The organism is Nocardia flavorosea NBRC 108225 (assembly GCF_001613385.1).
Classification (GTDB): domain Bacteria; phylum Actinomycetota; class Actinomycetes; order Mycobacteriales; family Mycobacteriaceae; genus Nocardia; species Nocardia flavorosea.
The window spans coordinates 15,369-39,781 of the sequence record NZ_BDCG01000019.1 but is presented as its reverse complement, the minus strand read 5'-3'; the positions used below and the strand labels follow the sequence as shown (position 1 = coordinate 39,781).

At 68.5% G+C, this 24,413-nt stretch carries 22 protein-coding genes; 16 read left to right on the top strand and 6 right to left on the bottom strand.

Features of this window, described 5'->3' with window-relative positions; genetic code table 11:
• The first annotated feature begins 49 nt into the window (after positions 1-49).
• A complete protein-coding gene (locus NFL01S_RS25490) occupies positions 50-319 on the top strand; it encodes a DUF1918 domain-containing protein (RefSeq protein WP_062978845.1) in 270 nt (89 codons plus the stop codon).
• A gap of 348 nt (positions 320-667) precedes the next feature.
• Here the strand turns inward: NFL01S_RS25490 and NFL01S_RS25485 are convergent, their stop codons facing one another.
• Entirely contained in the window at positions 668-2,035 is a 1,368-nt protein-coding gene (locus NFL01S_RS25485; RefSeq protein WP_084493243.1) for a wax ester/triacylglycerol synthase domain-containing protein, read from the bottom strand.
• Between the two features lie 356 nt (positions 2,036-2,391).
• Between NFL01S_RS25485 and NFL01S_RS25480 the strand changes: the two genes are divergently transcribed.
• Positions 2,392-2,973, top strand: coding sequence for a CBS domain-containing protein (locus NFL01S_RS25480; RefSeq protein ID WP_062978843.1), 582 nt, complete (start codon positions 2,392-2,394; stop codon positions 2,971-2,973).
• 43 nt (positions 2,974-3,016) lie between these two features.
• Here the strand turns inward: NFL01S_RS25480 and NFL01S_RS25475 are convergent, their stop codons facing one another.
• The 4 genes from NFL01S_RS25475 to NFL01S_RS25460 all read right to left on the bottom strand — a co-directional run bounded on the left by NFL01S_RS25475 (position 3,017) and on the right by NFL01S_RS25460 (position 8,113).
• Positions 3,017-5,611 (bottom strand): cation-translocating P-type ATPase, encoded by a 2,595-nt coding sequence (locus tag NFL01S_RS25475; RefSeq protein WP_062978842.1) that lies wholly within the window; start codon positions 5,609-5,611, stop codon positions 3,017-3,019.
• A gap of 22 nt (positions 5,612-5,633) precedes the next feature.
• A complete protein-coding gene (locus NFL01S_RS25470) occupies positions 5,634-6,548 on the bottom strand; it encodes a universal stress protein (RefSeq protein ID WP_062978981.1) in 915 nt (304 codons plus the stop codon).
• 14 nt (positions 6,549-6,562) lie between these two features.
• Entirely contained in the window at positions 6,563-7,468 is a 906-nt protein-coding gene (locus NFL01S_RS25465) for a universal stress protein (protein ID WP_062978980.1), read from the bottom strand.
• 90 nt (positions 7,469-7,558) lie between these two features.
• Positions 7,559-8,113 (bottom strand): flavodoxin domain-containing protein, encoded by a 555-nt coding sequence (locus NFL01S_RS25460; RefSeq protein ID WP_062978841.1) that lies wholly within the window; start codon positions 8,111-8,113, stop codon positions 7,559-7,561.
• Between the two features lie 217 nt (positions 8,114-8,330).
• Here NFL01S_RS25460 and NFL01S_RS25455 point away from each other — a divergent pair, with 217 nt between their 5' ends.
• The 7 genes from NFL01S_RS25455 to NFL01S_RS25425 all read left to right on the top strand — a co-directional run bounded on the left by NFL01S_RS25455 (position 8,331) and on the right by NFL01S_RS25425 (position 14,501).
• Positions 8,331-9,326 carry an Acg family FMN-binding oxidoreductase gene (locus NFL01S_RS25455; RefSeq protein ID WP_062978840.1) on the top strand — a complete coding sequence of 332 codons (996 nt, stop codon included), beginning with the start codon at positions 8,331-8,333 and terminating at the stop codon, positions 9,324-9,326.
• 199 nt (positions 9,327-9,525) lie between these two features.
• The gene (locus tag NFL01S_RS25450; protein ID WP_062978839.1) at positions 9,526-10,650 is read left to right on the top strand and encodes a 4Fe-4S dicluster domain-containing protein; all 1,125 of its coding nucleotides are present in this window, start codon (positions 9,526-9,528) and stop codon (positions 10,648-10,650) included.
• Positions 10,637-11,131 (top strand): cyclic nucleotide-binding domain-containing protein, encoded by a 495-nt coding sequence (locus NFL01S_RS25445; RefSeq protein ID WP_210745075.1) that lies wholly within the window; start codon positions 10,637-10,639, stop codon positions 11,129-11,131. Before NFL01S_RS25450 ends, NFL01S_RS25445 begins: the two co-directional genes overlap by 14 nt.
• A 41-nt stretch (positions 11,132-11,172) precedes the next feature.
• Positions 11,173-11,982, top strand: coding sequence for an FAD/NAD(P)-binding protein (locus tag NFL01S_RS25440; protein ID WP_062978978.1), 810 nt, complete (start codon positions 11,173-11,175; stop codon positions 11,980-11,982).
• On the top strand, positions 11,979-12,752 hold the full coding sequence (locus NFL01S_RS25435; RefSeq protein WP_062978838.1) for an NADH-quinone oxidoreductase subunit B family protein: 774 nt from the start codon (positions 11,979-11,981) through the stop codon (positions 12,750-12,752). Before NFL01S_RS25440 ends, NFL01S_RS25435 begins: the two co-directional genes overlap by 4 nt.
• The gene (locus NFL01S_RS25430) at positions 12,685-14,028 is read left to right on the top strand and encodes a Ni/Fe hydrogenase subunit alpha (protein WP_084493242.1); all 1,344 of its coding nucleotides are present in this window, start codon (positions 12,685-12,687) and stop codon (positions 14,026-14,028) included. Before NFL01S_RS25435 ends, NFL01S_RS25430 begins: the two co-directional genes overlap by 68 nt.
• Complete coding sequence (locus NFL01S_RS25425) at positions 14,025-14,501, top strand: hydrogenase maturation protease (RefSeq protein ID WP_063916038.1); 477 nt, start codon at positions 14,025-14,027, stop codon at positions 14,499-14,501. Before NFL01S_RS25430 ends, NFL01S_RS25425 begins: the two co-directional genes overlap by 4 nt.
• A gap of 60 nt (positions 14,502-14,561) precedes the next feature.
• Here NFL01S_RS25425 and NFL01S_RS25420 read toward each other — a convergent pair whose 3' ends face one another.
• Positions 14,562-17,333, bottom strand: a complete 2,772-nt coding sequence (locus tag NFL01S_RS25420; protein WP_063916037.1) for a cation-translocating P-type ATPase — start codon at positions 17,331-17,333, stop codon at positions 14,562-14,564.
• A gap of 584 nt (positions 17,334-17,917) precedes the next feature.
• On the opposite strand from NFL01S_RS25420, the gene NFL01S_RS25410 reads away from it, so the two are divergent.
• The 7 genes from NFL01S_RS25410 to hypE all read left to right on the top strand — a co-directional run bounded on the left by NFL01S_RS25410 (position 17,918) and on the right by hypE (position 24,378).
• A complete protein-coding gene (locus NFL01S_RS25410; protein ID WP_084493268.1) occupies positions 17,918-18,172 on the top strand; it encodes an SHOCT domain-containing protein in 255 nt (84 codons plus the stop codon).
• Between the two features lie 214 nt (positions 18,173-18,386).
• Positions 18,387-18,761, top strand: a complete 375-nt coding sequence (locus tag NFL01S_RS25405; RefSeq protein ID WP_062978835.1) for a hydrogenase maturation nickel metallochaperone HypA/HybF — start codon at positions 18,387-18,389, stop codon at positions 18,759-18,761.
• Entirely contained in the window at positions 18,719-19,507 is a 789-nt protein-coding gene (hypB, locus tag NFL01S_RS25400; RefSeq protein ID WP_062978834.1) for a hydrogenase nickel incorporation protein HypB, read from the top strand. Before NFL01S_RS25405 ends, hypB begins: the two co-directional genes overlap by 43 nt.
• Entirely contained in the window at positions 19,491-21,857 is a 2,367-nt protein-coding gene (hypF, locus tag NFL01S_RS25395; RefSeq protein WP_174555725.1) for a carbamoyltransferase HypF, read from the top strand. The genes hypB and hypF overlap by 17 nt, the downstream gene beginning before the upstream one ends.
• A 16-nt stretch (positions 21,858-21,873) precedes the next feature.
• On the top strand, positions 21,874-22,200 hold the full coding sequence (locus NFL01S_RS25390) for a HypC/HybG/HupF family hydrogenase formation chaperone (protein WP_062978833.1): 327 nt from the start codon (positions 21,874-21,876) through the stop codon (positions 22,198-22,200).
• Positions 22,197-23,306: a hydrogenase formation protein HypD gene (gene hypD / locus NFL01S_RS25385; RefSeq protein ID WP_062978832.1), complete on the top strand. Its 1,110-nt coding sequence runs from the start codon at positions 22,197-22,199 to the stop codon at positions 23,304-23,306. The genes NFL01S_RS25390 and hypD overlap by 4 nt, the downstream gene beginning before the upstream one ends.
• Complete coding sequence (gene hypE / locus NFL01S_RS25380) at positions 23,299-24,378, top strand: hydrogenase expression/formation protein HypE (RefSeq protein ID WP_062978831.1); 1,080 nt, start codon at positions 23,299-23,301, stop codon at positions 24,376-24,378. The genes hypD and hypE overlap by 8 nt, the downstream gene beginning before the upstream one ends.
• Positions 24,379-24,413: the final 35 nt, after the last annotated feature.

The following is a 24,413-nucleotide window of genomic DNA, read 5'->3' as shown; positions in this document are numbered from 1 at the left end:
TGTGGATTCCGTAGCAGCTATTCGATGGACATGAGAGGGGACCGATCCGATGCGAGCCCAGGTCGGGGATTGGCTGGTCATCGAATGCGGATCAGTGGGCGGCGGCATCCAGCGCGGACTCATCGAAGAAGTCCATGGGCCTGACGGCGGCCCGCCCTACCTGGTCCATTGGATCGATACCGGACGACGGGCCCTGATCTTCCCCGGACCGGATGCGCACGTGGTCACCAGCGAGGACCTGCACGCCGGCCAACGGCTGGCAGCACGTCACTTCCTGTTCGGAGGCCGCGAAGCCGAGGACCCCGCCCAGTCATCGTGAACGGGCGACGTCACGGTCCAAGGCCCGCCCATGTGCCCGGCGTGCGGTCGACGGTCAGGGCTTCCTGACCGACAGCATGGTTGTCACCACAATGGTGACCGAGAGCACGACCGCGATCACCACTGCGGCGGTAGGCCAGTCCATGTCGGTTCCTTCCCTCGACGAAGTCATCGGCCGCGCAAACCGAACATCACAATTGCGGGCCAGGCTCATTCAGTTGCTGTCGGATTCGTACCCGAGTCTTCCGGGCGGCTCGCGGCAGCAATATGGTCCATTCGCCTGCGCTGCGGGGTCGATGGTCACTGATCGGCACCGGCACGGTGTTCATCCTGGACCGGTGTGGGGCAGTCATTGTGGCCTTGCTTGGTCGTCGGGCCGCGCACCGGCCGCGAGGACCTTCCGGAAGCCGGAGTCGATACACGCGACGAAATCCGCGATATCGGGTACGGCCGCGGTATCGATGGTCAACCCGATGTGGCAGGTGCCGAGATGGGACAGCAGTGTGGCGTTGAAGGCGGTGCCGAGGGTGGGGCCGAAGGCGTGGACGTGTTCGACTTCGGCGCCTGCGAGGTAGAGCGGTATCGGTGAACCGGGTACGTCGGAGGCGACGAAGTCGACGTGTTTCAGCATTTCCGCGAGTACTGCGCTGGGCATCCGGTTGAACACCGCGGCCACCGTGTTGGACAACGGGATCGCTGGTTCGCGCCGCCACCGTTCGACCAGGGTATGCACCTGCCACATCTGTTTGAGGGCATTGTCGGTGTCGGCGGGGATTGCGAATCTGGCGAGGGTGATGCGGTTGCCGCCGATCGGATCGTCAGGTGTTCGCAGGCTGATCGGCATCGTCAGGCGCAGCCGTTCGATCGGGGCGTCGTAGCGGGCGTGGTATTGCCGCAGTCCCAGTACGAGCGCGGTGAGGAAGGCGTCGTTGAGGGTGCATTCCACTGCGAGTGCGGAGTCGGACAACTGTTTCAAGGGGAACTGCAAGACTGTCAGTTGCCGGCCGAGGCTGCGGTCGGTCATGACCGGCGACAGGGTGGTGGTGACTGGTCTGGCGAGCCGCAGAACCGAGGTTGCCAGCGTGGCGCTGCCGCGGACGGTGCCGACCGGGTCGGCCAGGGATCGCATCAGCTTCGGTGTGCGGGCGAGGCTTCCGGTGAGAAGACTGCTGCCGGTGGCCCAGTTCCAGGCCACGATATCGGCGAGGGTCCCCATGCTGGGTTCGTTTCCGACCTTTATCGGGCCGCGTTCTGTTCCCTCACGGCTGAAATCGAGAATTTCTCCGGCGATCTGGATCCCGCCGATGCCGTCGGTGAGGCTGTGGTGGACGGTGAGTACGGCGGCGCATTTACCGCCGGGCATGCCGGTCAACAGGGTGAATTTCCACAATGGCCGGGCGGGGTCGAACGCGGTCATGGCTTCGGTGCGGGCGAATTCGAGCACGGCGGCCAGATTTGCCGGGCGGGCCAGGGTGGCGCGGCGGATATGCCAGAACAGGTCGAAGTCCTCGTCCGGTTTCCACCGCGGCGGTGCCAGGCTCAGTGGCACGGGGGACAGGGTGTGGCGGAAGCGTGGTACGACGCGGGTTCCGCGGTCGATCATCCGGACCAGTGTCGCCCAGTCGGGTTCGGTGTCCAGCAGCAGCACCGTCACGATCGTCGAGCGCAGCATCGGGTCCTGTTCCATACTCCAGGTGAACAGGTCCGATTGGGTCATGTGGGATGAGCGAGAACCCATGGTCAGCTACTTTCCTGGGCCGCAGGGGAGCGGGCTCGATGCTTTCACTGTGCCCCCGGTGGCCGACCGGTCGACAGGGGCGAAGGTCCCCGCCCATGGCCCGCGATAAGGTGAGCGTGATATCGCATGTGTGCTCCTGGTTGGCGGCGGCTGCGGCACCGCGTGTGGTTCCGGACTGACTTTGGTCCCTGTGATGAGGTATTTGCGCACTGGTGGGGGCGGTAACCGGCGACGAGTCTGGAGATGGACCGGTGCCCCGTGGTGTCGTGCGTAGCAGGGCCTCGAACGGCATCGGGCGGCCCTCAACCGATCAGCCTGCGATGAGGTGATCTCGAATGCGTGCACGCGATATCCTGAGCCGACCTGTGGTTACGGTGCGACGAGACACGGCATTGACCGACGCCGTGGCATTGCTGACCGGGCACGGTTTCGCCGCGTTACCCGTCGTCGACGAGCGAGAGCGTGTGGTGGGCATGTTGTCGGAGTCCGATGCGATGGCCGCGATCGAATCCGGGCGGGAAGCCGGAATTGTCGAGGTTGCGATGACGACTCCGGTGCAGGTGGTCGAGCCGACCACAGAGGTGCCCGAGATGGTGAAGGTCATGCTCGATCACCACCGGCGGTCGGTGCCGGTCGTGGAGGCCGGTGTGCTGATCGGCATCGTGGCCCGTCGGGACCTGCTACGGGCGCTGGCACGGGACGAGCAGGCGCTCGAGGCGCGCGTGTGTTCATTGCTCGAGGACTATTCGGGCAGTCACCGGCAATGGGATGTCGAGGTGGTCGACTCCGACGTCACGATCCGCGGGATCTGTGCCGACGAGGCCGAGCAGCGGGTGCTGGCGGCGATCTCACGTACGATCCCTGGTGTCGGTGAGGTCCGTGTGGTGGATACCGCGGCCATCCCGTCAGATCAATGACGCCCGCCTGGGGCCGGGTGGATCCGGCGACCGGAGTGTCGGCTCATGTGTCCGCGGCGACCGTGACCGGTTCGGTGCGGCGCTTCGGCGGGTGCAGGATCCGGTCCAGGCGCGCTGCCACATAACCGAGAACCGAGACCGCGCTCACGATCAGGAGATCACCGGCAGTCAAGGCCTCGGTGCCGAGAAGCTCACGCAGCAATGGCAGGTACAGGCCTGCGAGCTGCAGCAGGAGCGCACCGGCCACGGCGACCAGGAGCATGGGATTGGCCAGGGAACGCACCCGGGTGCGTGAGCCCAGGGCCACCCCGAGCTGCGTCATTCCGAGAGCCAGGAACGCCATGCTCTGCCACGGTCTCCCGGTATGGTCGGCCCAGACGGCCACCCCCAGCGTCACTACGGTCAGCGCGATCCCGATCCGGATCACCCGCAGCCACAGCCCGGCACCGAGGATGGTTTCGGTGGGTGGGCGCGGTGGCCGGTTCATCGCGTCGGGTTCGGCGGGTTCGCCACCGAGCGCGACTCCGGGCAGCCCGTGGGTGAGCAGGTTGATCCACAGGATCTGGGCAGGAAGAAGGGGCAGGGCGAGCCCGAAGAAGGGCCCGAGCAGCATCACCGCGATCTCGGCGGCCCCGCCGGAGAGCCCGTAGACCAGGAATCGGCGGATGTTGTCGTACACCCGGCGGCCTTCTTCCACCGCGACGATGACGGTGTCGAGGTTGTCGTCGGCGAGCACGAGGTCGGCGGCTTGGCGGGCGACTTCGGTGCCGCGGCTGCCCATCGCGACGCCGATATCGGCGTCCTGGAGCGCGGGCCCGTCGTTGACACCGTCACCGGTCATGGCCACGACCTGACCGTCGTGATGCAAGGCGTCGATGATCGTCAGCTTCTCGCCGGGCGTGGCCCGCGCGAATACGGTGCCGGTGACCAGGTCTTCGTCTCGAACGGATGCGCGGCAGTCGATCACCGGTTCGCCAGGGCCGCGGATCCCGAGACGGGTCGCGATCGCCTGCGCTGTTCCGGCGTGATCGCCGGTGATGAGCACGGGCCGGATCCCGGCCGTGCGGCAGGCGGCGATGGTGGCTGCCGCCGCGGTCCGGGGTGGGTCGAAGATGGCGATCAAACCGAGCAGCCGTAGGTGCTGTTCCATGGTTTCCTCGCCCGAGGCCGGGGCGTCGGCCCGATACGCGTCGGCCACAGCGAGTACCCGGAACCCGTCTCGGGCCCAGCGCTCGGCTTGTTCGGCGGCCTGGCTCAGCGGCAGCGGTTCGTCGTCGAGGATCGGTGCGGTGAGGATCGCTTCGGGTGCCCCTTTGCAGATGACCCGGTAGCCGCCGGCCGGTGCGCGGTGGGCTGTCGACATGCGTTTGCGGTCGCTGTCGAACGGCCGTTCGGCGACTCGCGGCATCCGGGCGTGCAGTTCGTCGGTGTCGAGGCCGAGCTTCACCGCCGCCGACAGCAACGCCAGCTCGGTGGGATCGCCCAACGCCACCCACTCGCCCGTCTCGCCGTCGGCCCCCGGCGTCAGGCGTGCGTCGTTACACAGGGCGGCTGCCGCCAGGAGCTCGGTGAGGGCCGGTTGGTCGCCGGGACGCAGCTGCCGGTCACCGGCGAGCACGGCACCGGTCGGGCTGTAGTCGGTGCCGGTGACCGAGGCCTGCGCGTGCGGAGTCCAGATCCGGCGGGCCGCCATACGCCCTTCGGTCAAGGTGCCCGTCTTGTCGGTCGCCAGTACCGTCACCGACCCCAGGGTTTCCACTGCGGGCAGGTGGCGGATGAGCGCTGCGCGTTGTGCCATGCGCCGGGCCCCCAGGGCCAGGCTCAGGGTCACCACGGCCGGCAGCGATTCCGGGACCGCAGCCACCGCCAAGCTGATCGCGGTGACCACCATCAGTTCGACCGGCTGCCCGCGGAACAGACCCAGGATCAGCACGAGTACACACAGGACGATGACCACGGCGGCCAGCAGCCGCCCGAACCCGGCGAGCCGGCGTTGCAGCGGGGTGGCGGCATGGCCGCGGTCGAGGAGGTGGGCGATCTGCCCGGTGGCGCTGGCGGACCCGGTCGCGGTGACCACGGCGGCGCCCCGGCCGCGGACCACGACCGTACCGGCCGAGAGCCCGGATGCTGTGGTGAGATTCTTGTCCACCGGCACGGATTCGCCGGTGACTGCCGATTCGTCGACGGCCAGCGATTCGGCGGTACACGCGGTGGCATCGGCGGCCAGGATATCGCCCTCGCCGAGCACCAGCAGATCCCCGACGACCACCTCGGCCGCCGGAATCTCGCGTTGCGCCCCGTCACGCAGCACCCGTGCGGTGGGCGCGGTCAACTCCGACAGCGCCGAAATCGCACGGTCTGCCCGGATCTCCTGGACGACACCGACCACCGTGTTGACCACGACGACGGTCAGGATGATCGTCATATCGGCCCAGTCACCGGTGAGGACCGTCAACAGCGCGGCGGTCAGCAGGACGACGATGAGTGGATCCCGCAGCTGGGTGAGCACGCGCTGCCACCACCGCGTCGGCGGGCGTTGCGGCAAGATATTGGGTCCGTCGACGGCCAGCCGTTGCGCCGCTTGCGCAGCGGTCAGCCCGGTGGCGCTCGGTGCGGTGGCGCTCTTGTTCAGTGACATGGGCCCGTCTCCCGGTGCGGATTCATTCGTCGGTGCGGGAGCGCACGATGAGCAGCGGGGTGTCCACGGCATGCAGCAGGGCGTTGCTGGTGGAGCCGAGCAGCATGCCGGTGAAGCCGCCGCGACCGTGGCTGCCGACCACGACCAGCTGAGCGCCGGCCGCGGCGTCGAGCAGCGAGCGCACCGGCCGGTCGGTGGTGATGACCCGCTCGACCTCGACGTCGGGGAACTGCTCGGCGTACCCGGCGAGGCTTTCGGCGAGGACGGCGTCGGCCTCGGCGCGGGCCGAATCCCAGTCGCGCACCGGTAGTTCCAGGCCGCTGGTGTCGCTCCACGCGTGCAGTGCGATCAGCCCTGTCTCGCGGCGGGATGCTTCGTCGAAGGCCGCCGCAACGGCGGGGGAACTGTTGTCAGTGCCGTCGACGCCGACCAGAATCGGCTGGCGGGCCGTTACGGCGTCGACACCGGCGGGGGAGCGTAGGACCGCGACCGGGCAGCGTGCGTGGCGGGCGACGGTGGTGCTGACCGACCCCAGCAAACCGCGCTGGAACGCTCCCATTCCGCGGCTGCCGACCACGAGCATTCGCGCCGGCGCGGAGCGGGTCAGCAACGCGTGCGGGGGCAGCTCTTCGGTCACCTCGGTGGTGATGGACACCGGTGTGTGTTCCGCGCCCGCTGTGCGCGCCACTCGCGCGGCCTCGCTGGTGACGTGTTCCCCTTCTCGTCGCAGAGACTGTCGTTCGGCGTCACTGAGCACAGCTCCGGGCCCGAACCCGCCCGGTACTCCGACAGCGTTGAGGATATGCAGGTCGCAGTGGTGCAATCCCGCTTCGGTGGCCGCCCAAGCGACTGCCCGCAAGGAGGTGGGGGACCCGTCGGCGCCGACCAGGATCCGAGACGCAACCTGCGAGATCGGTTCGCGCTCTGATTCGGACATGCTCTGCTCCTGTGTCACTGAGGCGATGCGGGATCGGGTCGGTGGTGTCGTGCGATGATCAGCGGGCACTCGGCTGCGTGTAGCAGGGCCACGCTCGTGGAACCGAGCACCATGGAGGCGAAGCCGCCGCGCCCGCGGCTGCCGACCACCACCAGTTGCGCACGCTCGCATTCGGTGAGCAGGCTACGCGCGGGCGCATCAGAGGTGACGACCCGCTCGACCGGGACAGTGGGAAATTGCTGCGCGAAGCCGGTGAGCTGCTGGGCGAAGCGGTCCTCCTCGGCCGCGCAGGAGCGTTCCCATTGCGTTCGCACGTCGATCCCGCTGGTATCGCTCCATGCGTGGACCGCGACAAGGCCTACTCGACGGCATGCGGCTTCCTCGAAGGCGAGCTTCAACGCTGTCGCGCTGTCCGGAGATCCGTCCACCCCGACCAGTACCGGCCGGCATTGTGACACCGCGTCGGTGGCGGAAAGATCACGGATCACCGCGACCGGGCAACGTGCATGCCCGGCAACCGCCGCGCTCAGCGATCCGATCACGGTAGGTGCCACACCACCGCGGCCGCGGCTGCCGACCACGACCATCCACGCCGACAGCGACCGGTCCAGCAGGGCCAGCGTGATCAACTCGGAGGTCACCTCGGTACTCACCGCCACGGAGTCGTGACCAGCGGCGGCCTGCGCGATGCGGGCGGCTTCGGCGACGGTGTCCTGCGCGATCGATTGCAGCTCTTCGGCCGGGCGGCCGGTAAGAGCGAACGCCGGGATACGCGCGGTGGACAGCAGCAGATGCAGCGGGCGGCCCCGCAAATGTGCTTCCAACCCTGCCCACGCCGCCGCCCGGTAGGACGTCGGGGAGCCGTCGACGGCGGCCACGATCGGCGCTTCGGTGTCCTGATCGCGGTGATCCTCGGTCATCGACGGCATTCCTTTCCGCTCCTGCCGCGAAGGGGCACACCCCTCGGGCCGGTCGGGGGCTCGCGGCTCGGCGTCCTACCGGGCAGGTGATCACGGGTGGATGGTGTGGGTTCGTGCGGCGGGCAGCCCGAGTGAATCCGCGATACCGGCCGACCATGTTTGGATCGCGGCCCAGTCCCGTAGGTCGCCGTAGCGGCCACCGCCCATGAGCCGGTAGAGGATGCGTGCCTTCAGTGACACGCCCTGACGCTCGTAGGTGCCGGCGAAGGCCTGGTAGTCGCGGGCATGCACCGCCTCTCGACGGGCGGCGATCTTTTTGGGCACCATGCGACCGACCCGGCGGCCGATAGGGCCACGCAACGCCGGCCCGAGACCGACGGTGAACAGGCGGACATCGGTGGACGCCAGTTCGGTCCGGTTGTGTTCGAGATAGGCCGCAGCCGACGGTAGGAGATCCATATTGTGGACGGCGCTCCCGAGGACCACCGTGTCGACCTGCCCGGGAGCGGGCGCGTGGTCGATATCGTGCAGCTCGACGCGAGCACCGCGTTCCGCCAGATCAGCGGCGATGAACTCGGCGATATCGCGGGTGCTGCCCTGTTCGGTCGCGTAGATGACTGCCACCCTGCGCACGGTCGATGTCATAGCTGTGAGTGTGGCGCTGCGCCGGTGCCCGCGCGCAGGGTCATCGGGCCCCGGCCCCAGGGACCATCGACCCGCGTGCCGCCAGGACCCGAAACCGCCGGACTCCGCTCCCGGGAGCGTTCCCGGTGGCAGCGTCGCGCAATGGGAATATCCGGCCACGGAGATCAGGGACCAATGGCCCCTGCCTTGTCGCAGCGGGTTCCCTACCGTCGGAGATATGAACGAAGTACCGGCAGGAGCAGTGGTCGAGCGGGCTGTCCGCTCGGCGGGGCGGGCTCCATCGCTGCACAACAGCCAGCCGTGGCGTTGGACATTCGACGGTGACACACTGAGCCTGTATGCGGTGCCCGAGCGGATGCTGCCTACCACCGATACCGGCGGTAGGCAGATGCTGATCAGTTGCGGCGCCGCCCTCGACCATCTGCGCGTGGCGATGACCGCTGCGGGGTGGCGGCTGTCGGTGGCCCGCTTCCCGAACCCGAACAACCGTGATCATCTGGCCGAGATCGGTTTCCGCCGGGCAGCGATCGTCACCGAGGGCGACCGTGCGCGCGCGGAGGCAATCGGCCGCCGCTACACCGACCGCCTGCCGTTCGGGGAGCCGGCGGGCTGGACCGACTTCGAGACGATCCTGCGGTCCACGTTCGACCCCGACGACGCCGTGGTGGACGTGTTGCCGGAGGACAGCCGTCCCGCCCTGGCGCACGCCGCGCAGATGATCACGTCCCTGCGGCGATACGATTCGGGATACCACGCCGAGTTGCATTGGTGGACCGGCCATGTCATCAGTGCCACGGGCGTACCGAAAAGTGCGCTCGTGTCCCCGGGCGAGCAGGAGCAGGTTGCGGTCGGGCGGCGATTCCCGGCCGCCTCCGGGGAAGCCGACCGGAGCGTCGAAGAGGCCGACGACCATGCCGCGATACTGGTCTTGTCGACCCTGGCGGATACGCCCGAGGAGGTCCTGCGCTGCGGCGAGGTTCTGTCCACCGTGCTGCTCGAATCCACGCTGGCCGGATACGCCACCTGCCCGCTGACGAATCTGACCGAGGTGGCGCGCAGCCGCGACGTGGTCCGTCAGCTGATCGGTGGACGGGGCAGACCCCAGGTTCTGGTCCGCGTCGGCGCCACACCGCACCGCGACCAGCCGCCGGCATCGACACCGCGGCTGCCACTGCACGAGATCCTGTCCACCGAGGGCTCCCAGGCCCGGTGAACCCGAGACGGCCGAACACCTGACCGTGCCGGTGGCCGGAGGTAACCGAGAGTGGGGCTCCCGGGATCGGTCGCTGCTGGTCGACGGACAGCCTTGCTGAACCCTTCTACTCGAGATCGGTGACTTTCTTCCCTCGTTGCGGTCGCGTCATCGGGCCAGACTCGGGTGGGGTGGGCTGTAGGACTGATCGGAGGCGGTTATGGAACCGGGCGATACTGCCGTGATCGACCGCGCCGGGCTGGATCGGCTGGTGGATGTGTTGCGGGCGCGAGGCTACCGGGTGATCGGACCGCGAGTGCGTGAGAACGCCGTGGTGCTCGACGAGCTCGCCTCGGGTGCCGAGTTGCCCGATGGCTGGGGAGTGGAGACGGCGCCCGGGTACTACCGGCTGCGCCGTCGCGAGGACCGAGCTGTGTTCGCGCATTCGGCTGGGCCCGGCTCCTGGAAACAGTTCCTGCATCCGCCCCGGCGCAGAGTGCTCGCGGTGGGGCTCGACCTCGAACCGGAACCGGAACCGGCGGAGGAGACGCCGGTTCGTTCCGCTTTCCTCGGCGTGCGTGGCTGCGATCTCGCGGCCATCGCCATCCTCCGTCGCGTGCTGGGTGGCGGCACGTATCCGGACACCGGGTTCACCGAACGCAGCGGCGGCCTGTTCGTGGTCGCCGCGAACTGCACGGAACCGGGTGGCGTGTGTTTCTGCGCGTCGATGGGGACCGGGCCGGGGGTGACGGACGGCTACGATCTCGCGCTCACCGAGCACACAGGTGCCGGTCACCGTTTCGTCGTCGATGTGGGCACGACAGAAGGTGCGGCGGTGCTCGCGGAGATCGGATCGCACCGGCCCACGGAGTCGGAGGTGGCACAGGCCCGGGAGTCGGTATCGGTGGCGGCCGGGCGGATGGGGCGGTCGATGCCGGAGGTCGACATCAGAGGACTGGTCCGCGATTCGCGGGATTTCCCGCATTGGGAGGACGTGGCCGCTCGCTGCCTGACCTGCGGAAACTGCACGATGGTGTGCCCTACCTGCTTTTGCACGACCACCGAGGATGTCACCGATCTGACCGGTGACCATGCCGAACGCTGGGAACGCTGGGCGTCGTGCTTCGAGCTGGACTTCTCCTATATGCACGGCGGGAGTGTGCGGCGCACCGGTGAGAGCCGCTATCGGCAATGGCTGAGCCATAAGCTCGGCACCTGGCACGACCAGTTCGGCAGTTCGGGATGTGTGGGTTGCGGGCGGTGTATCGATTGGTGCCCGGCCGGTATCGACCTGACCGCGGAACTGGCGCGGCTGGCCGAGGAGGCCTCCGGTGCCGGCAGCTGACGATCTGTCGGAGTTCGCGAGCCTGGCCGCTCTCGACCGGAAGGAGCTGCGCGCCCTGGCCCGGGTGGGCAGGGAGGTGACGTTCCCGCCCGGTCACCGCGTGATCCAGGAAGGTCAGCGGGCGGATCGATGCTGGTTGATCCGCAGCGGGCGGATCCAGCTGGACGCCCGGGTCGACGGGCATGCCGATATCACTGTGCAAACCCTGCACGGCGGCGACCTGCTCGGCTGGTCGTGGCTGATACCGCCGTACCGCTGGCATTTCGGCGCGGTGGCCACCGAACGCGTTACGGCCGTCGAATTCGATACGGCGGCGTTGAACCGGTTGTCCGACGACGATCCCCGATTCGGGCGCGTGCTGCTGCTCGCGCTGGCCGCGGTCTTGGTCGACCGGCTACAGGCCACTCGGGCCCGGCTGGTAGATCTCTACCGCAACCCGGCCGAGGACTCGGGTCGCCAGAGCATGCGGGGCGGGTCGTGACCAGTGCGGTCCGGTCCGAGCCCGCGGCCGCGGGCGATGTGATGCTGCCGTTCCGGGTCGTGCGGCGGACCTTCCAGACCCGCGATACCGTCACCCTGGCGTTGCGGCCGGTTCACCGCGCGGCGCGAGGTTTTAGGGCCGGGCAGTTCATGATGCTCTACAGCTTCGGAGTGGGCGAGATCGCGATCTCGCTCAGCGGGGATCCGGCCGCGCCGGACGGGTTGCTCGAACACACGATCCGCGCGGTCGGCGCGGTGAGCGGCGCCCTGAGCGGAGCCGGGGTCGGCGATCGGATCGGGGTACGGGGGCCGTTCGGCACCGGCTGGGATGTCGAGGCGGCAGCCGGAGGTGATGTCGTGATCGTCGGCGGCGGTGTCGGATTGGCGCCGCTGCGGCCGCTGATCCTCTCCGTGCTCGCCGACCGCGCGCGTTATCGGCGCGTCACCGTGATCACCGGTGCCCGCACCCCCGCGGATGTGTTGTTCCGGCGCGATCAGGACTGCTGGGCGCGAGACGATTCCGTGGCACTGGTGTCCAGCGTTGATCATCCGGCCCCCGGGTGGTCGGGGCAGATCGGTTTCGTCACCGAGCCGCTGGCGCAAGTGGATCTCGACCCCGGCCGGACGAGCGGCTTCTTGTGTGGTCCGGAGCCGATGATGCGTTTTTGTGCGCAGGTGCTGCTGCGCAAAAAGGTTCCGGCAGAACGTATCCGAGTGTCGCTGGAACGGACCATGGAATGCGGGGTCGCGCGCTGCGGGCATTGCCAGCTCGGCCCGTTGCTGCTGTGCCGGGACGGACCGATCGTCGACTACGCCACAGCCGAACCCTTGCTCGCGGTGCGCGAACTATGACCACGCCACCGACTCTGGCCGTCTGGAAATTCACCTCCTGCGACGGATGCCAGCTGACGCTGCTGGACTGCGAGGACGAGCTACTCGCCCTCGCCGGACGGGTGCGGATCGTGCACTTCACCGAGGCAACGAGCACGGTGGAACCCGGCCCCTACGACGTTTCTCTCGTGGAGGGCTCGGTGACCACGCCCGACGAGTTGCGGCGGGTCGCCGAAATCCGGGAGCAGTCCCGGATTCTGGTGACGATCGGGGCCTGCGCCACCCACGGGGGTATCCAGGCGCTACGCAATTTCGCCGATATCGAGGAGTTCACCTCGATCGTGTACGCCAGTCCCGAGTACATCGAGACACTGTCCACATCGACGCCGATATCGGATCATGTGCCCGTCGATTTCGAGTTGCGCGGCTGCCCGATCGACCGGAGGCAGCTGCTCGATACGCTGTGCGCGTTCCTCGCCGGGCGCGCTCCCGATATCCCGAACACCAGTGTGTGTACCGAGTGCAAACGCCGGGGCACCACGTGTATCACCGTCGCGGAGGGAGTCCCGTGCCTCGGGCCGGTGACGCAGGCGGGCTGCGGTGCGCTGTGTCCCGCCTACCATCGCGGCTGTTTCGGTTGTTTCGGCCCGATGGCCCAGCCGAATATCGGCGCGCTGCTGCCGATACTTCGGATCAACGGTATGTCTGCCGAGGAGGTCGACCGTGCCTTCCACACCTTCGCCGCCGCCGCACCCGAATTCGCGGGACGAGACCGTACCGGCGGAACGTAGAACTCTGACCGTCGATTCCCTGGCGCGCGTGGAAGGCGAAGGCGCCCTGCATATAGTCGTGCACGAGGGTGCCGTGGAATCCGCACAGCTCCGAATCTATGAACCGCCCCGGTTTTTCGAGGCGCTGCTGCGCGGCCGGGCCTTCACCGAGCCGCCCGACATCACCTCGCGTATCTGCGGGATCTGTCCTGTGGCCTACCAGGTCAGCGCCTGCAACGCGCTCGAACAGGTCTGCGGGACGGAGCTGGATCCACCGCTGCGCGCGCTGCGCCGGCTGCTCTACTGCGGCGAATGGATCGCCAGCCATTGCCTGCATATCTTCCTGCTGCATCTGCCCGATTTCCTCGGGTTTCCGGACGCGGTGGCGCTCGCGCAGGCCGAGCGGGCCCTCGTCGAGCAGGGCCTGGCACTGAAGAAAGCGGGCAACGCCCTGCTGGAGCTGATCGGTGGGCGGGCGATCCATCCCGTGAATGTGAAACTCGGAGGCTTCTACTCGACACCTGAACCGCGCGCCCTCACCGAACTGGCCGAGCAATTACGCCGCGGTCTCGACGATGCCGTGCAGATCGCGCGGCGGGTGGCGCGGTTCGACTTCCCCGCAGTCGATCTCGGTTGCGACTTCGTCGCGGTTACCGACGCCCCGCGCTATGCCATCGAAACCGGCGAGGTGCGGACAAGCGGTGGCCAGACGTTTCCCGCGGCCGGATTCGCCGAGCACATCACAGAACAGCAGGTGCGACACTCCACGGCGCTGCATGCGACTCTCGACGGCCGGCAGTATCTGACCGGCCCGCTGGCCAGGTACACGCTGAACTCGGCGCAGCTGTCCCCGATCGCGCGGGAGCTGGCCGACGATATCGGACTGGACAGCAGCTGCCGCAACCCTTTTCGTAGCATCCTGGTACGCCTGGTCGAGGTCGCTTACGCCCTCGACGAGGCGCTGCGCCTCATCGCGGACTATCGGCAACCACCGCGCGCGGCGGTCCCGGTCCGTTCGCGGCCCGGGACAGGTCACGGGGTGAGCGAGGCTCCTCGCGGCCTGCTGTATCACCGCTACGAGCTCGATACCGAGGGCATCGTGCGTACCGCCACTATCGTGCCACCCACATCGCAGAACCAGGCGGTGATGGAGGAAGACCTGCGCCGAGTGGTGGGTGCCAACCTGCATCTGTCCGACGCGGAGCTGACCGCACTGTGCGAAAGCACCATCCGCAACTACGACCCCTGCATCTCGTGCTCGGCGCATTTCCTCGCGCTCGAAGTGACCGGCCGTTGACCGGGTGGCGGGCAGTGGTCGTGGGCGTCGGCACCGGCTGCCGCCACGACGACGAACTGGGGCCCGCGGTGGCCGAATCGGTCGCGAACCTGCACCTGCCGGGAGTAGACGTCGCGACCTCCGGGGGCGACCTCACCGAACTGCTGGAGCTCTGGCGGGGAGCGGATCTCGCTGTCCTGGTGGACGCGGTGGCCCGTGCTCCGTCTCGCCCGGGCCGGATCGAGCGGATCGACGCGGAGAAAACGACCGCGGCGGCCGCGGCGGCCAGTTCGCACTCCCTCGGGGTGGCCGAGGCCGTGCGATTGGCCCGGTCACTCGACCGGTTACCGGGCAGATTGGTGGTGTTCGCCGTCGACGCCGCTCGACTGGACCTCGGTTTCGGATTGTCCAGCGCAGTGGCGGCCGCGGTACCGCGGGCGGTGTCGGCGGTGGTGGCGGAGCTGGAGCGCTCACGCATCTCGGCCGAAGAATGAAATCTCGGGGTCCGGCTCTCGTTCCGGAGGCCGGGGCGTGGCCGGACTTCACTGTTCCGGTCATTGAGGACGTATCCGATCTCCGGGGTTCGGCCGGCCGGGTGCTGCCGGGCGGGCCTCGGCTGGCCCCCGAATGACCGGCAGAGCAGCACTCCCGACCGGCAGGAAGGCCCCGCGCGTACCGGGCCGTGGTGCTCTACGGCGCCGGTGCCGGCGCAGCAGTTCGTCCGCCGCCCAGACCACGACCGGGAAAGGGAGTGTTATCGCCACCATCCACGGCTCCAGCGCCGCGGTGCCGAACACGGCTTGCAGCGGTGGGGCATAGATCAGGGCGGCGGCGAAGACGATTTCGAACAGACAACCGGCGAGCAGGAGCCGATTACTCGTCAGGCCGACAGAACGCAATGACGCCCATTCCGTGCGCGCGGCGAAAGCGGTACCCAGCTGACAGGTGACGATCCCGGCGAAAGTCATGGTGGTGGCCTGCATATAGGCGTGGTGCAGTGGGGCATCCGGCCCCACCGGGGCCCCGGGGTGCCAACCGGCGGCGAACAGGACGACGAAGAACCCGGCGGTCACCAGCACCGCCGACACCACACCGAGCAGCGCCCACGCCCGCAGCAGCAGCCATCGGGTGATGACCCCCTCCCGGCGGGGCCGGGGCGGCCGGTCCATCAGGCCGGGTTCGGCCGGTTCCCGGCCCAGCGCGAGCGCCGGCAGCGTTTCGGTACCGAGATCGATCGCCAGGATCTGCAGTACCGTCAGCGGCAGCGGGATCGCGCCACCGGACAGTGCGAACAGCAGGAACGGCACCACTTCGGGCACCGCGTGGGCGAAAATATAGAGCACGAACTTGCGGACATTGTCGAAGACGCGGCGTCCCTCCTCGATACCGACGGCGATCGTGGCGAAATTGTCGTCGGTCAGGATCAGGGTGGCCGCCTCCCGCGCGACGTCGGTACCGCCCCGGCCCATCGCTACGCCGATATCCGCCCGGCGCAAGGCCGGGGCATCGTTCACGCCGTCACCTGTCATGGCGACCACTTCGCCGTTCTGGCGCAGTGCGTCAGCGATCCGGAGCTTCATTTCCGGTGTGGTGCGGGCGAAGACGATTTCACCCGGCTCCGCGAGCAGGCCATCGAGGCGTTCGTCGGACATCTCGTCGACGGTGTTGCCGTCGACCACCCGATCGGCGCCCAACCCCACCTGCCGCGCGATCTCGGCGGCCGTCCGGCCGTTGTCCCCGGTGATGACGTGTACCCGGATCCCCGCGGTATGCACGGCCCGCACCGCGGCAGGCACCTCGGGCCTGGGTGGGTCCAGCAGGCCCACCAGCCCCACGAACGTCAAGTCCTGTTCGGCGGATTCCGCATCCCGCGGTGGGGCGCCGTCCGCCCGGCGCCGAGCCACCGCCAGGACCCGCAGCCCGCGGCCCGCCAGCTCGTCGACCTGTGCCCGGACCTGATCGGCCGTCGCGTCCCGGGGCCACCGAGTACAACGGGGGAGTACCGCCTCGGGCGCGCCCTTCACATGGACCCGTGCCGTTCCGCCGATGTCGTCCACGGTGGACATCATCTTGCGCTGCGCATCGAAATCGTTGAGTGCCAGGCGTTCGGTGTCCCGGCGCGCCATCGGCACCGCGCGGTCCCGGTCGGCGGCGTATCGGAGCAGAGCGATCTCCATCGGATCGCCGCCCGCATGCTCACCCGGGTCCGCGGTGGCGCACCGAGCGACGATATCGGCCGTATCCCCGGGGTTTCCGGTGACCTCGATGACCCGCATCGCATTCATGGTGAGAGTGCCGGTCTTATCGGTGCAGATGACGGTGGTGGATCCCAGCGTCTCCACGGCCGACAGCCGTTTCACCACGGCACCGCGGCCGGCCATCGACCGGACACCGGCGGCGAGCGCGAGGGTGATGGTCGGCAGCAGTCCTTCCGGCACATTGGCGACGAGTAGTCCGATCGCGAACAGGAACGCCGCGCCGAGCGAGAGCCCGGCCAGCAATCCGAGCGGCAGGAATGCGGCGCCGGCGCCCACGGCGACCGCGGCGATCAGCCACGCCACCCGGCGCACCTGATGCTCCAACGGGCTTTCCTCCCGGTGGACATGCTGGGACAACGCCGCGATACGCCCGAGTTCGGTATGTACTCCGGTGCTGTGGACGACCGCGCGCCCGGAACCTCCGACACAGGCGGTTCCACTGAACAACAGCACCGGTGAATCCAATGAACGATCTGCCGTATCGGCATCGTCGGCGGTACGGACCACAAGGGCGGATTCGCCGGTGAGCGCGGACATGTCGACCTCGGCGGTGCCGGCGATCAAGCGCGCGTCGGCCGGAATACGCTCGCCTTCCTCGATGAGAAGGACATCGCCGCGGACCAGCCGGCTCGCCGGAACCGGTACCCGCTCTCCGTCTCGCACAACACACACCTGGTCGGGCAGGAAACGGCTCAGCGCGCGGACGGCGTGTTCGGCCTGGTTCTCCTGCCAGAACGCAAGAACGGCGTTGAGCACGATCACCACGAGGATCGCGTTTCCCAGAGCGGCGGCCCCGCTGCCGAGTGCCAGCGCCGCGGCGACCCACAGCAGAAGTGCCAGGGGGTGGACGAACTGCCGGCCCAGCGCGGCCCACCAGGGCGTCCCGCGGCGGAGCGGGAGCTCGTTGAGACCGTACAGGTCGAGGCGGCGCGCGGCTTCACGCGCGGTGAGCCCGTCGTACCCGGTACGCAGATCCCGCAGCAGCGCGGCGATCGGTTCGCGCGGGTCGACGGCAGCATCGGGTTCCCTCCGGTCGGGCGGTGGGTGTGCTGAGCCGATGATGTGCATCGTGCCGGTCTCGAATGGCTACCGGGACCGGGCCGCGTGCGCGCCGGACCACGATATTGCTCGTAGATCCTCGTGCCGGCCCGTAACAACCAGCGCTACCGTGCTCGCCGGCCCGCGCGTGATCCGCAGAGCGCAACGACACCGGTCGCCGGTTTCACCTGCCCACCGCACGGCGGGACCGGAGGACCCGGGCCCGTCGGCGCCGACCACCACCCGGCCGGCCGGATCCGCCGAGTCGTTGTTGCAGGACGCACTGTCGATCGCGGGCATTGCGGACCTCCCTGTGTCCGGCGCGGCAGAGATGCTGCCGAGCATCGTGAGGGCGCTGCACGTGTCAGTCTCGTTATCGGTGAATCCACTGGGACAGGGGAAAAAGTCACCGGTCGGCCGGTTCCGGGGCCCGTCGCGGGGCGCTGCCGGCCGGTGGGTGTGACCTAGGTCGTCCACGCTGTGGTCTTTACGCCCTGCCGCGCTGTCCCGCAGCGTCGTTCACTGGGGTGGCCCGGAGAGCAGCGGCACCCGGAATCTCGACACGAGACCCGGGCGGGGCTACTCGCCCGAGTTCAGCGGAGGTGAGTGCGGTGATGTTCTGGTACGACCACGGTATGAGCGGATGGGGGTATGCGTGGATGGGCATCGGGGCGCTGGTGTTCTGGGTGGCGCTGACCGTGGCCGTCGTCCTGCTCATCCGATACGGCATCGATTCCGGCCGTAGCAGGCCGCAACCACCGCCGGACACCGCGGAGCGTATCCTCGCCGAGCGATTCGCCCGCGGTGAGATCGGCCGGGACGAATTCCTGGACCGGCTCGATATCCTGCGCGGTCGTCCGACGCGCTGATGCCCGGGCGGTGGTCTGTGTCCCCAGTCGGGATGCTCGCTCGTGGGCTCGTTCGGGAGGGTTTGCTGGATGGTGGGTACAAGGGCACAGGTCGGGGCGCGCCGATTCCCTGTACCGGATCGGTGACTTTGGCCTCTGCCGGTCCCTCGGGCGGGGGAGCACAGTGAAGGAACATGCCGATGGCGGGCTGCGGCGGCCGAGGAGAGAGCGTGTGATGCACGAACTCGCGATAACTCAGGACATCGTCGATACCGTGTGTGAGCACGCGGCGGGACGGCAGGTGTATCGCGTCACGGTGGAGATCGGTGAACTCACGGCCGTGGTTCCCGAGGCGGTGCGGTTCTGTTTTGGGCCTGCCACCGTCGGCACTGTCGCGCAGGACGCGAGCCTGGAACTCGTGGGTGTCCCCGGTGTGGCCCGCTGTCGTGCGTGTGGTGCCGAATTCGCTGCCGCCGATCCGGTGTTGCTGTGCGTGTGCGGACGCGCCGACGCCGACGTGCTGTCCGGACGGGAAATACGGATACGTTCGATGGAGGTGAGCCGCGAATGTGCGCGACCTGCGGATGCGGCAACGATACAGCCGGCGTGAGCACGACCGCGCCGCGCGATGTACCGGGCCGGGGTGCCGGGCTTCACCACGCGGGCCATGACCACGGCAGTGCCGGGCGCGAACCACCCGCGGGTGAAACAGTAACCCTGGAACACAGGGTTCTCGCCGCGAACGACCATATCGCCGACCACAACAGGCGGTGGCTGCGCGGGCGCGGGATACTGGCGGTGAATCTGACGAGTTCGCCGGGAGCCGGGAAGACGAGCCTGCTGGAACGGACGATCGGTGACCTGGGTGAGGTCCCGATCGCGGTGATCGAGGGTGATCAGGAAACCGCACTCGACGCCGAACGGATCCGCGCGACCGGGGCCCGGGCGGTACAGGTGAACACCGGCTCCGGATGCCATCTCGACGCGCAGATGACCAGCAGTGCGCTCGCGGCACTCGACCCGGAACCCGGATCGATGGTTTTCCTCGAGAACGTGGGAAACCTGGTGTGCCCCGCGATGTTCGATCTCGGCGAAAACCACATGGTGGTGATCGTCTCGGTGACCGAGGGGGCCGACAAACCGCTGAAGTACCCGCATATGTTCGCCGCGGCGGAACTGGTCCTGGTGAACAAGATCGACTTGTTACCGTTCGTCGACTTCGATTCCGCAATGTTCGCCGCGGCTGCCCGATCGGTCGGTGGCGGACCGGACATCCTGCCGATATCCGTGACCACCGGCCAGGGGCTGGACCGATGGTACGACTGGCTGTCCTGGCGACATGCCTCGGCGGCGTGACTCCGCCGCCCGGCGCGGGCACACCGCGGTGGCGCGGGAGTCCGGCGTGACCGCCGAGCGCCGCCGCCGTCGCCTTCGGATCCGGGGCGTCGTGCAGGGCGTGGGCTTCCGGCCATTCGTCTACACCACAGCTACCGAACTCGCGCTGGCCGGCGAGGTCGGCAACGACGAGGCCGGTGTACTGGTGGAGATCGAGGGCACTGCGGCGGCACTGGACGAGTTCGCCGACCGGCTGCGGCAGCCGCCGCCCGCGGCGACGGTCGACTCGGTGGAATGCACCGATCTCGCGGCCCGTGACGACACCGGATTCCGCATTGTGGGCAGTATCCGGGCCGGCGGGCGGACTACGGTGCCTCCGGACGCCGCCCTGTGCGATGTATGTGCCGGCGAACTGCGGGACCCCGGAAACCGCCGGTACCGGCATCCGTTCATCAATTGCACCGGCTGCGGACCGCGTTTCACCATCGCGGCGGGTCCGCCGTTCGACCGGGCCCGGACCTCGATGGCGGATTTCACACTGTGTGACAGTTGCGCACGCGAATACGCCGACCCGGCCGACCGGCGTTTCCACGCCCAGTCGATCTGCTGTCCCGGCTGCGGTCCCGTTCTCACCTACTCCGGAGCCGGTACCGGCGATGCGCTGGCGGATGCCCGGGCACTGCTGCGCGCGGGCGGAATCCTGGCGGTGAAGGGGATAGGCGGCTACCACCTCGCCTGCGACGGGGCGGACGCGGCGGCGGTCTCCGAGTTGCGGCGGCGTAAGGGTCGTGGGGACAAACCATTTGCGGTGATGGTCCCGAACCTCGAGACGGCCGGGCAAATCGCGCGGGTGAACGCGGCATCCGCCGAGTTGCTCACGAGCGCGGCCCACCCCATCGTGCTGCTGCCCCGGCGCAGGTGCCCCCGGTACGACCACGGTACCGATGCGGCGCCTTCCGACCTCGCCGAGGCGGTGGCACCCGGAAGCCCGGATATCGGTGTCATGCTGCCGTATACCGCGCTGCATCTGCTGCTGTTCGGGCTCCCGGGAGATCCGCCCGGCCCGCGTGTGCTGGTGATGACCTCGGGAAACACTGGCGGAGAGCCGATCTGCTACGACGACGAGGACGCTCGCACCCGCCTCGCCGGGCTGGCCGACGCGCGATTGTCACACAATCGGCGCATCCTCGTCCCCTGCGACGACTCGGTGCTCCGAGTTGTCGACGATATCGGGCTGCCGGTACGCCGCTCCCGCGGTTACGTTCCGGTGCCGATCGCGCTCCCGATGGCGGCACCGCCGACTCTGGCGGTGGGCGGCGACGTGAAGAACACCTGCGTCGTCGCCTCCGGCCGGACCGCCTGGCCGAGCCAGCATCTGGGTGATATGGACCGGCCGGCCACTCTGGCCGCCTTCGAGACCGCAGAACGGCACCTCGAACGATTGACCCGGGTGACGCCAGCCCGCGTAGTCGCCGATGCCCACCCCGGCTACCGGTCCACCGGATGGGCCCGCCGGCATGCCGGGCAGCGGGAGGTTCGCACCGTGCAGCATCATCACGCCCATATCGCCGCGGTCATGGGCGAACACGGACTCGATCCCGCCGAGACGGTTCTGGGTTTCGCGTTCGACGGCACCGGATGGGGACCGGACGGCGCGATCTGGGGTGGGGAACTGCTCGTGGCCGGATATCACGGGTTCCGCCGGTTGGCGCATCTGAAGTATGTGCCACTCGCCGGTGGCGATGTCACCGTCCACCGGCCGTACCGGATGGCCCTGGCCCACCTGTGGGCCTCGGGGTCGGGCTGGCCGGAAAACCTCGCCCCGGTGCGCGCCTGCCCGCCCGCGGAACGCGCGGTACTGGCGCATCAGCTGCGCACCGGCCTGGGCTGTGTGCCGACCTCCAGCATGGGACGGTTGTTCGACGCGGTGGCCTCGCTGGCGGGCGTCCGGCACGTTGTGGACTACGAGGCACAGGCGGCGATCGAACTCGAAGGCTCGGCCCGTGATGTGCCCACGGGCCGGGCGGTCTACCGGTTCGCGGTCCTGCCGGCCACGGAACCTGCCGTAATCGATCCCGCCCCCGTGATCGCCGCGATAGCCAGGGATGCCTCCGATGCGGTACCCGCGGGGGTTATCGGCGCCCGGTTCCACGTGGCCGTGGCGCGTCTCGTCCTCGAACTGGCGCTCGGCCATGCCGAGATCACGCGGACCGTGGTCCTTGCGGGCGGGGTTTTCCAGAATTCGCTTCTGCTGTCCACGACCCGGGCCCTGCTGCGCGACCACGGATTCACTGTCCGGTGCCCGCAACGGCTACCACCCAACGACGGCGGCCTGGCCCTCGGGCAGGTACTGGCGGCCGGTGCGAACTGAATGAACGGAGGGACATATGTGCCTGGCAGTTCCGGGAAGGGTCATCGGCCGGCACGAGCGTGCCGGGACGCCCATGGCAGAGGTCGATTTCGGCGGCGTCCGCAAGGACGTATGCCTGATGTACACGCCCGAGGCGGCACCCGGCGACTATGTGATCGTGCACGTCGGGTTCGCCATCCAACTGCTGGACGAGGAATCGGCGCGCCGGACACTGACCGAATTCGAGCATCTCGGAATGCTGGACGAGGAATTCGGGGCCGGCTTCGCCGGGGCCGCCCGGCAAGCCGGCCTGCCGAACCCGGATCCGGAGGCGCGCCAGGAGGAACCGGAGACCGCATCGTGAAATATTTGGACGAATTCAGTGACCCCGCACTCGCCCGGCGGCTCCTCGACCGCATCCGCGCCACCGCGACCCGGCGATGGGCGCTCATGGAAGTCTGCGGCGGACAGACCCATTCGATCATCCGGCACGGCATCGACCAGCTGCTTCCCGACCAGATCGAGATGATCCACGGGCCCGGCTGCCCGGTATGCGTCACACCGATGGGAATCGTCGACAAGGCGCTCGAGATCGCCGCCCGGCCCGACGTGATCTTCTGCTCGTTCGGCGACATGCTACGGGTCCCGGGAAGCAACGGGGATCTGTTCCGGGTCAAGAGCGAAGGCGGCGATGTGCGCGTGGTGTACTCACCGCTGGACGCCCTCGAACTCGCCCGGGCCAACCCCGGCCGGCAGGTCGTCTTTTTCGGAATCGGATTCGAGACCACCGCCCCGGCCAACGCGATGACCGTGTACCAGGCGAAGCGGCTCGGTGTCGGTAATTTCTCGGTGCTGATCTCCCATGTGCTCGTACCACCGGCGATCGCCGCGATCATGGAATCCCCGCGCTGCCGCGTACAAGGCTTCCTGCTGGCCGGACATGTCTGCACAGTGATGGGCACCGGGGAGTACCCACCGCTGGCACAGCGGTACCGGGTCCCCATGGTCGTCACCGGATTCGAACCCCTCGACCTGCTCGAGGGCATCCGGCGCACGATCGTGCAGCTGGAAGCGGGGCGCCACGAAATGGAGAACGCCTATCCGCGAGCGGTATCGGCGGTGGGTAACCCGGCGGCGAAACAGATGCTGTCGGATGTTTTCGAGGTGACCGACCGGGCATGGCGTGGCATCGGGGTCATTCCGGACAGCGGGTGGCGGCTGTCGGAACGTTATCGCGATTTCGACGCGGAACACCGGTTCGCCGTCGGCGCAGCCGAAACCCGGGAATCTCCGGTCTGCCGATCGGGCGAGGTGTTACAGGGCCTGATCGTACCGACGGAATGCGCCGCGTTCGGCACCCGGTGCACACCGCGTCATCCGCTCGGCGCGACGATGGTGTCCACGGAGGGCGCCTGCGCGGCCTACTACCGGTACCGGCGGCTGGAACGAGTGGGGTCGGGCGATGCCTGACCGCACCGGTCAGCCGGCCGCCGTCACTATCGATGGTGACGGCTGGGTCTGCCCGGTTCCGTTGCGGGACGCGCCGAATATCGTGATGGGTCACGGTAGTGGCGGTGCCATGTCCGGTGAGTTGATCGAGCATCTGTTCCTGCCCGCATTCGGCGCCGCCGCGGCGAACGGGCTGGGCGATTCCGCGGTGGTCGATATCGGGGGCAGCAGGCTGGCATTCACCACGGATTCGTTCGTCGTGAAGCCGACTGTGTTCCCGGGCGGCACCATCGGTGATCTCGCGGTGAACGGAACCGTCAACGACCTGGCCGTGGCGGGCGCGCATCCCCGGGTGCTGTCCACGGCGTTCATCCTGGAAGAAGGCACCCCGCTCGCGGAGATCGCCCACGTAGCGGAGGCCATGGGCGCCGCCGCCCGCGCTGCCGGGGTGCACCTGGTCACCGGGGATACCAAAGTGGTCGACGCAGGGCACGGCGACGGGATCTTCGTCAACACCACCGGCCTCGGCTCGCTCGCTCCCGGCGTGGACATCCGGCCGCAACGCGTCCGTCCCGGTGATGTCGTACTGATCAGCGGTGAAATCGGCGTCCACGGGATCGCGGTACTCAGCTGCCGCGAGGGTCTGGAATTCGGCACGACGGTGCACAGCGACACCGCACCGCTCCACGAAGTGACCGCAGCCCTGCTCGCCACCTGTGACGTCCACATGATGCGCGATCCGACGCGCGGTGGGGTGGCCGCGACAGTGAACGAGGTGGCCCGCGCCGCGAATGTGGGTGTGCGGCTGGAGGAGAACACGTTGCCCGTTCCCGCAGCGGTATCGGATGCCTGTGGTCTGCTCGGACTGGACCCGCTTTATGTGGCCAACGAGGGAAAGCTCGTGGCCTTCGTGGCGCCCGGGGACGCCGATCGTGCCCTCGCGGCGCTGCGGTCGCATCCGCTCGGTAGGCAGGCGGTCGCCGTCGGTGAATGCGTGGCCGAGCACCCGGGAGTCGTAGCGGCCCGGACCGGTCTCGGTGGGACTCGGATAGTCGACCTTCCCGCGAGCGAGCAGCTGCCCAGGATCTGTTGAAGGCGACCTGATTCTGTGGATGCCGCCCGGACAGG

Excerpts from the sequence above, each read along its gene's own strand:
- NFL01S_RS25440 (WP_062978978.1), top strand. The coding sequence starts at position 11,173 with ATGCTGCCGTTCCGGGTCGTGCGGCGGACCTTCCAGACCCGCGATACC.
- NFL01S_RS25470 (WP_062978981.1), bottom strand. The coding sequence starts at position 6,548 with ATGTCCGAATCAGAGCGCGAACCGATCTCGCAGGTTGCGTCTCGGATC.
- NFL01S_RS25480 (WP_062978843.1), top strand. The coding sequence starts at position 2,392 with ATGCGTGCACGCGATATCCTGAGCCGACCTGTGGTTACGGTGCGACGA.
- NFL01S_RS25405 (WP_062978835.1), top strand. The coding sequence starts at position 18,387 with ATGCACGAACTCGCGATAACTCAGGACATCGTCGATACCGTGTGTGAG.
- NFL01S_RS25450 (WP_062978839.1), top strand. The coding sequence starts at position 9,526 with ATGGAACCGGGCGATACTGCCGTGATCGACCGCGCCGGGCTGGATCGG.
- NFL01S_RS25485 (WP_084493243.1), bottom strand. The coding sequence starts at position 2,035 with ATGACCCAATCGGACCTGTTCACCTGGAGTATGGAACAGGACCCGATG.
- NFL01S_RS25460 (WP_062978841.1), bottom strand. The coding sequence starts at position 8,113 with ATGACATCGACCGTGCGCAGGGTGGCAGTCATCTACGCGACCGAACAG.
- NFL01S_RS25455 (WP_062978840.1), top strand. The coding sequence starts at position 8,331 with ATGAACGAAGTACCGGCAGGAGCAGTGGTCGAGCGGGCTGTCCGCTCG.
- NFL01S_RS25435 (WP_062978838.1), top strand. The coding sequence starts at position 11,979 with ATGACCACGCCACCGACTCTGGCCGTCTGGAAATTCACCTCCTGCGAC.
- NFL01S_RS25465 (WP_062978980.1), bottom strand. The coding sequence starts at position 7,468 with ATGACCGAGGATCACCGCGATCAGGACACCGAAGCGCCGATCGTGGCC.
- hypF (WP_174555725.1), top strand. The coding sequence starts at position 19,491 with ATGCCTCGGCGGCGTGACTCCGCCGCCCGGCGCGGGCACACCGCGGTG.
- NFL01S_RS25410 (WP_084493268.1), top strand. The coding sequence starts at position 17,918 with ATGTTCTGGTACGACCACGGTATGAGCGGATGGGGGTATGCGTGGATG.
- hypB (WP_062978834.1), top strand. The coding sequence starts at position 18,719 with ATGTGCGCGACCTGCGGATGCGGCAACGATACAGCCGGCGTGAGCACG.
- NFL01S_RS25390 (WP_062978833.1), top strand. The coding sequence starts at position 21,874 with ATGTGCCTGGCAGTTCCGGGAAGGGTCATCGGCCGGCACGAGCGTGCC.
- NFL01S_RS25475 (WP_062978842.1), bottom strand. The coding sequence starts at position 5,611 with ATGTCACTGAACAAGAGCGCCACCGCACCGAGCGCCACCGGGCTGACC.
- hypE (WP_062978831.1), top strand. The coding sequence starts at position 23,299 with ATGCCTGACCGCACCGGTCAGCCGGCCGCCGTCACTATCGATGGTGAC.
- NFL01S_RS25420 (WP_063916037.1), bottom strand. The coding sequence starts at position 17,333 with ATGCACATCATCGGCTCAGCACACCCACCGCCCGACCGGAGGGAACCC.
- NFL01S_RS25490 (WP_062978845.1), top strand. The coding sequence starts at position 50 with ATGCGAGCCCAGGTCGGGGATTGGCTGGTCATCGAATGCGGATCAGTG.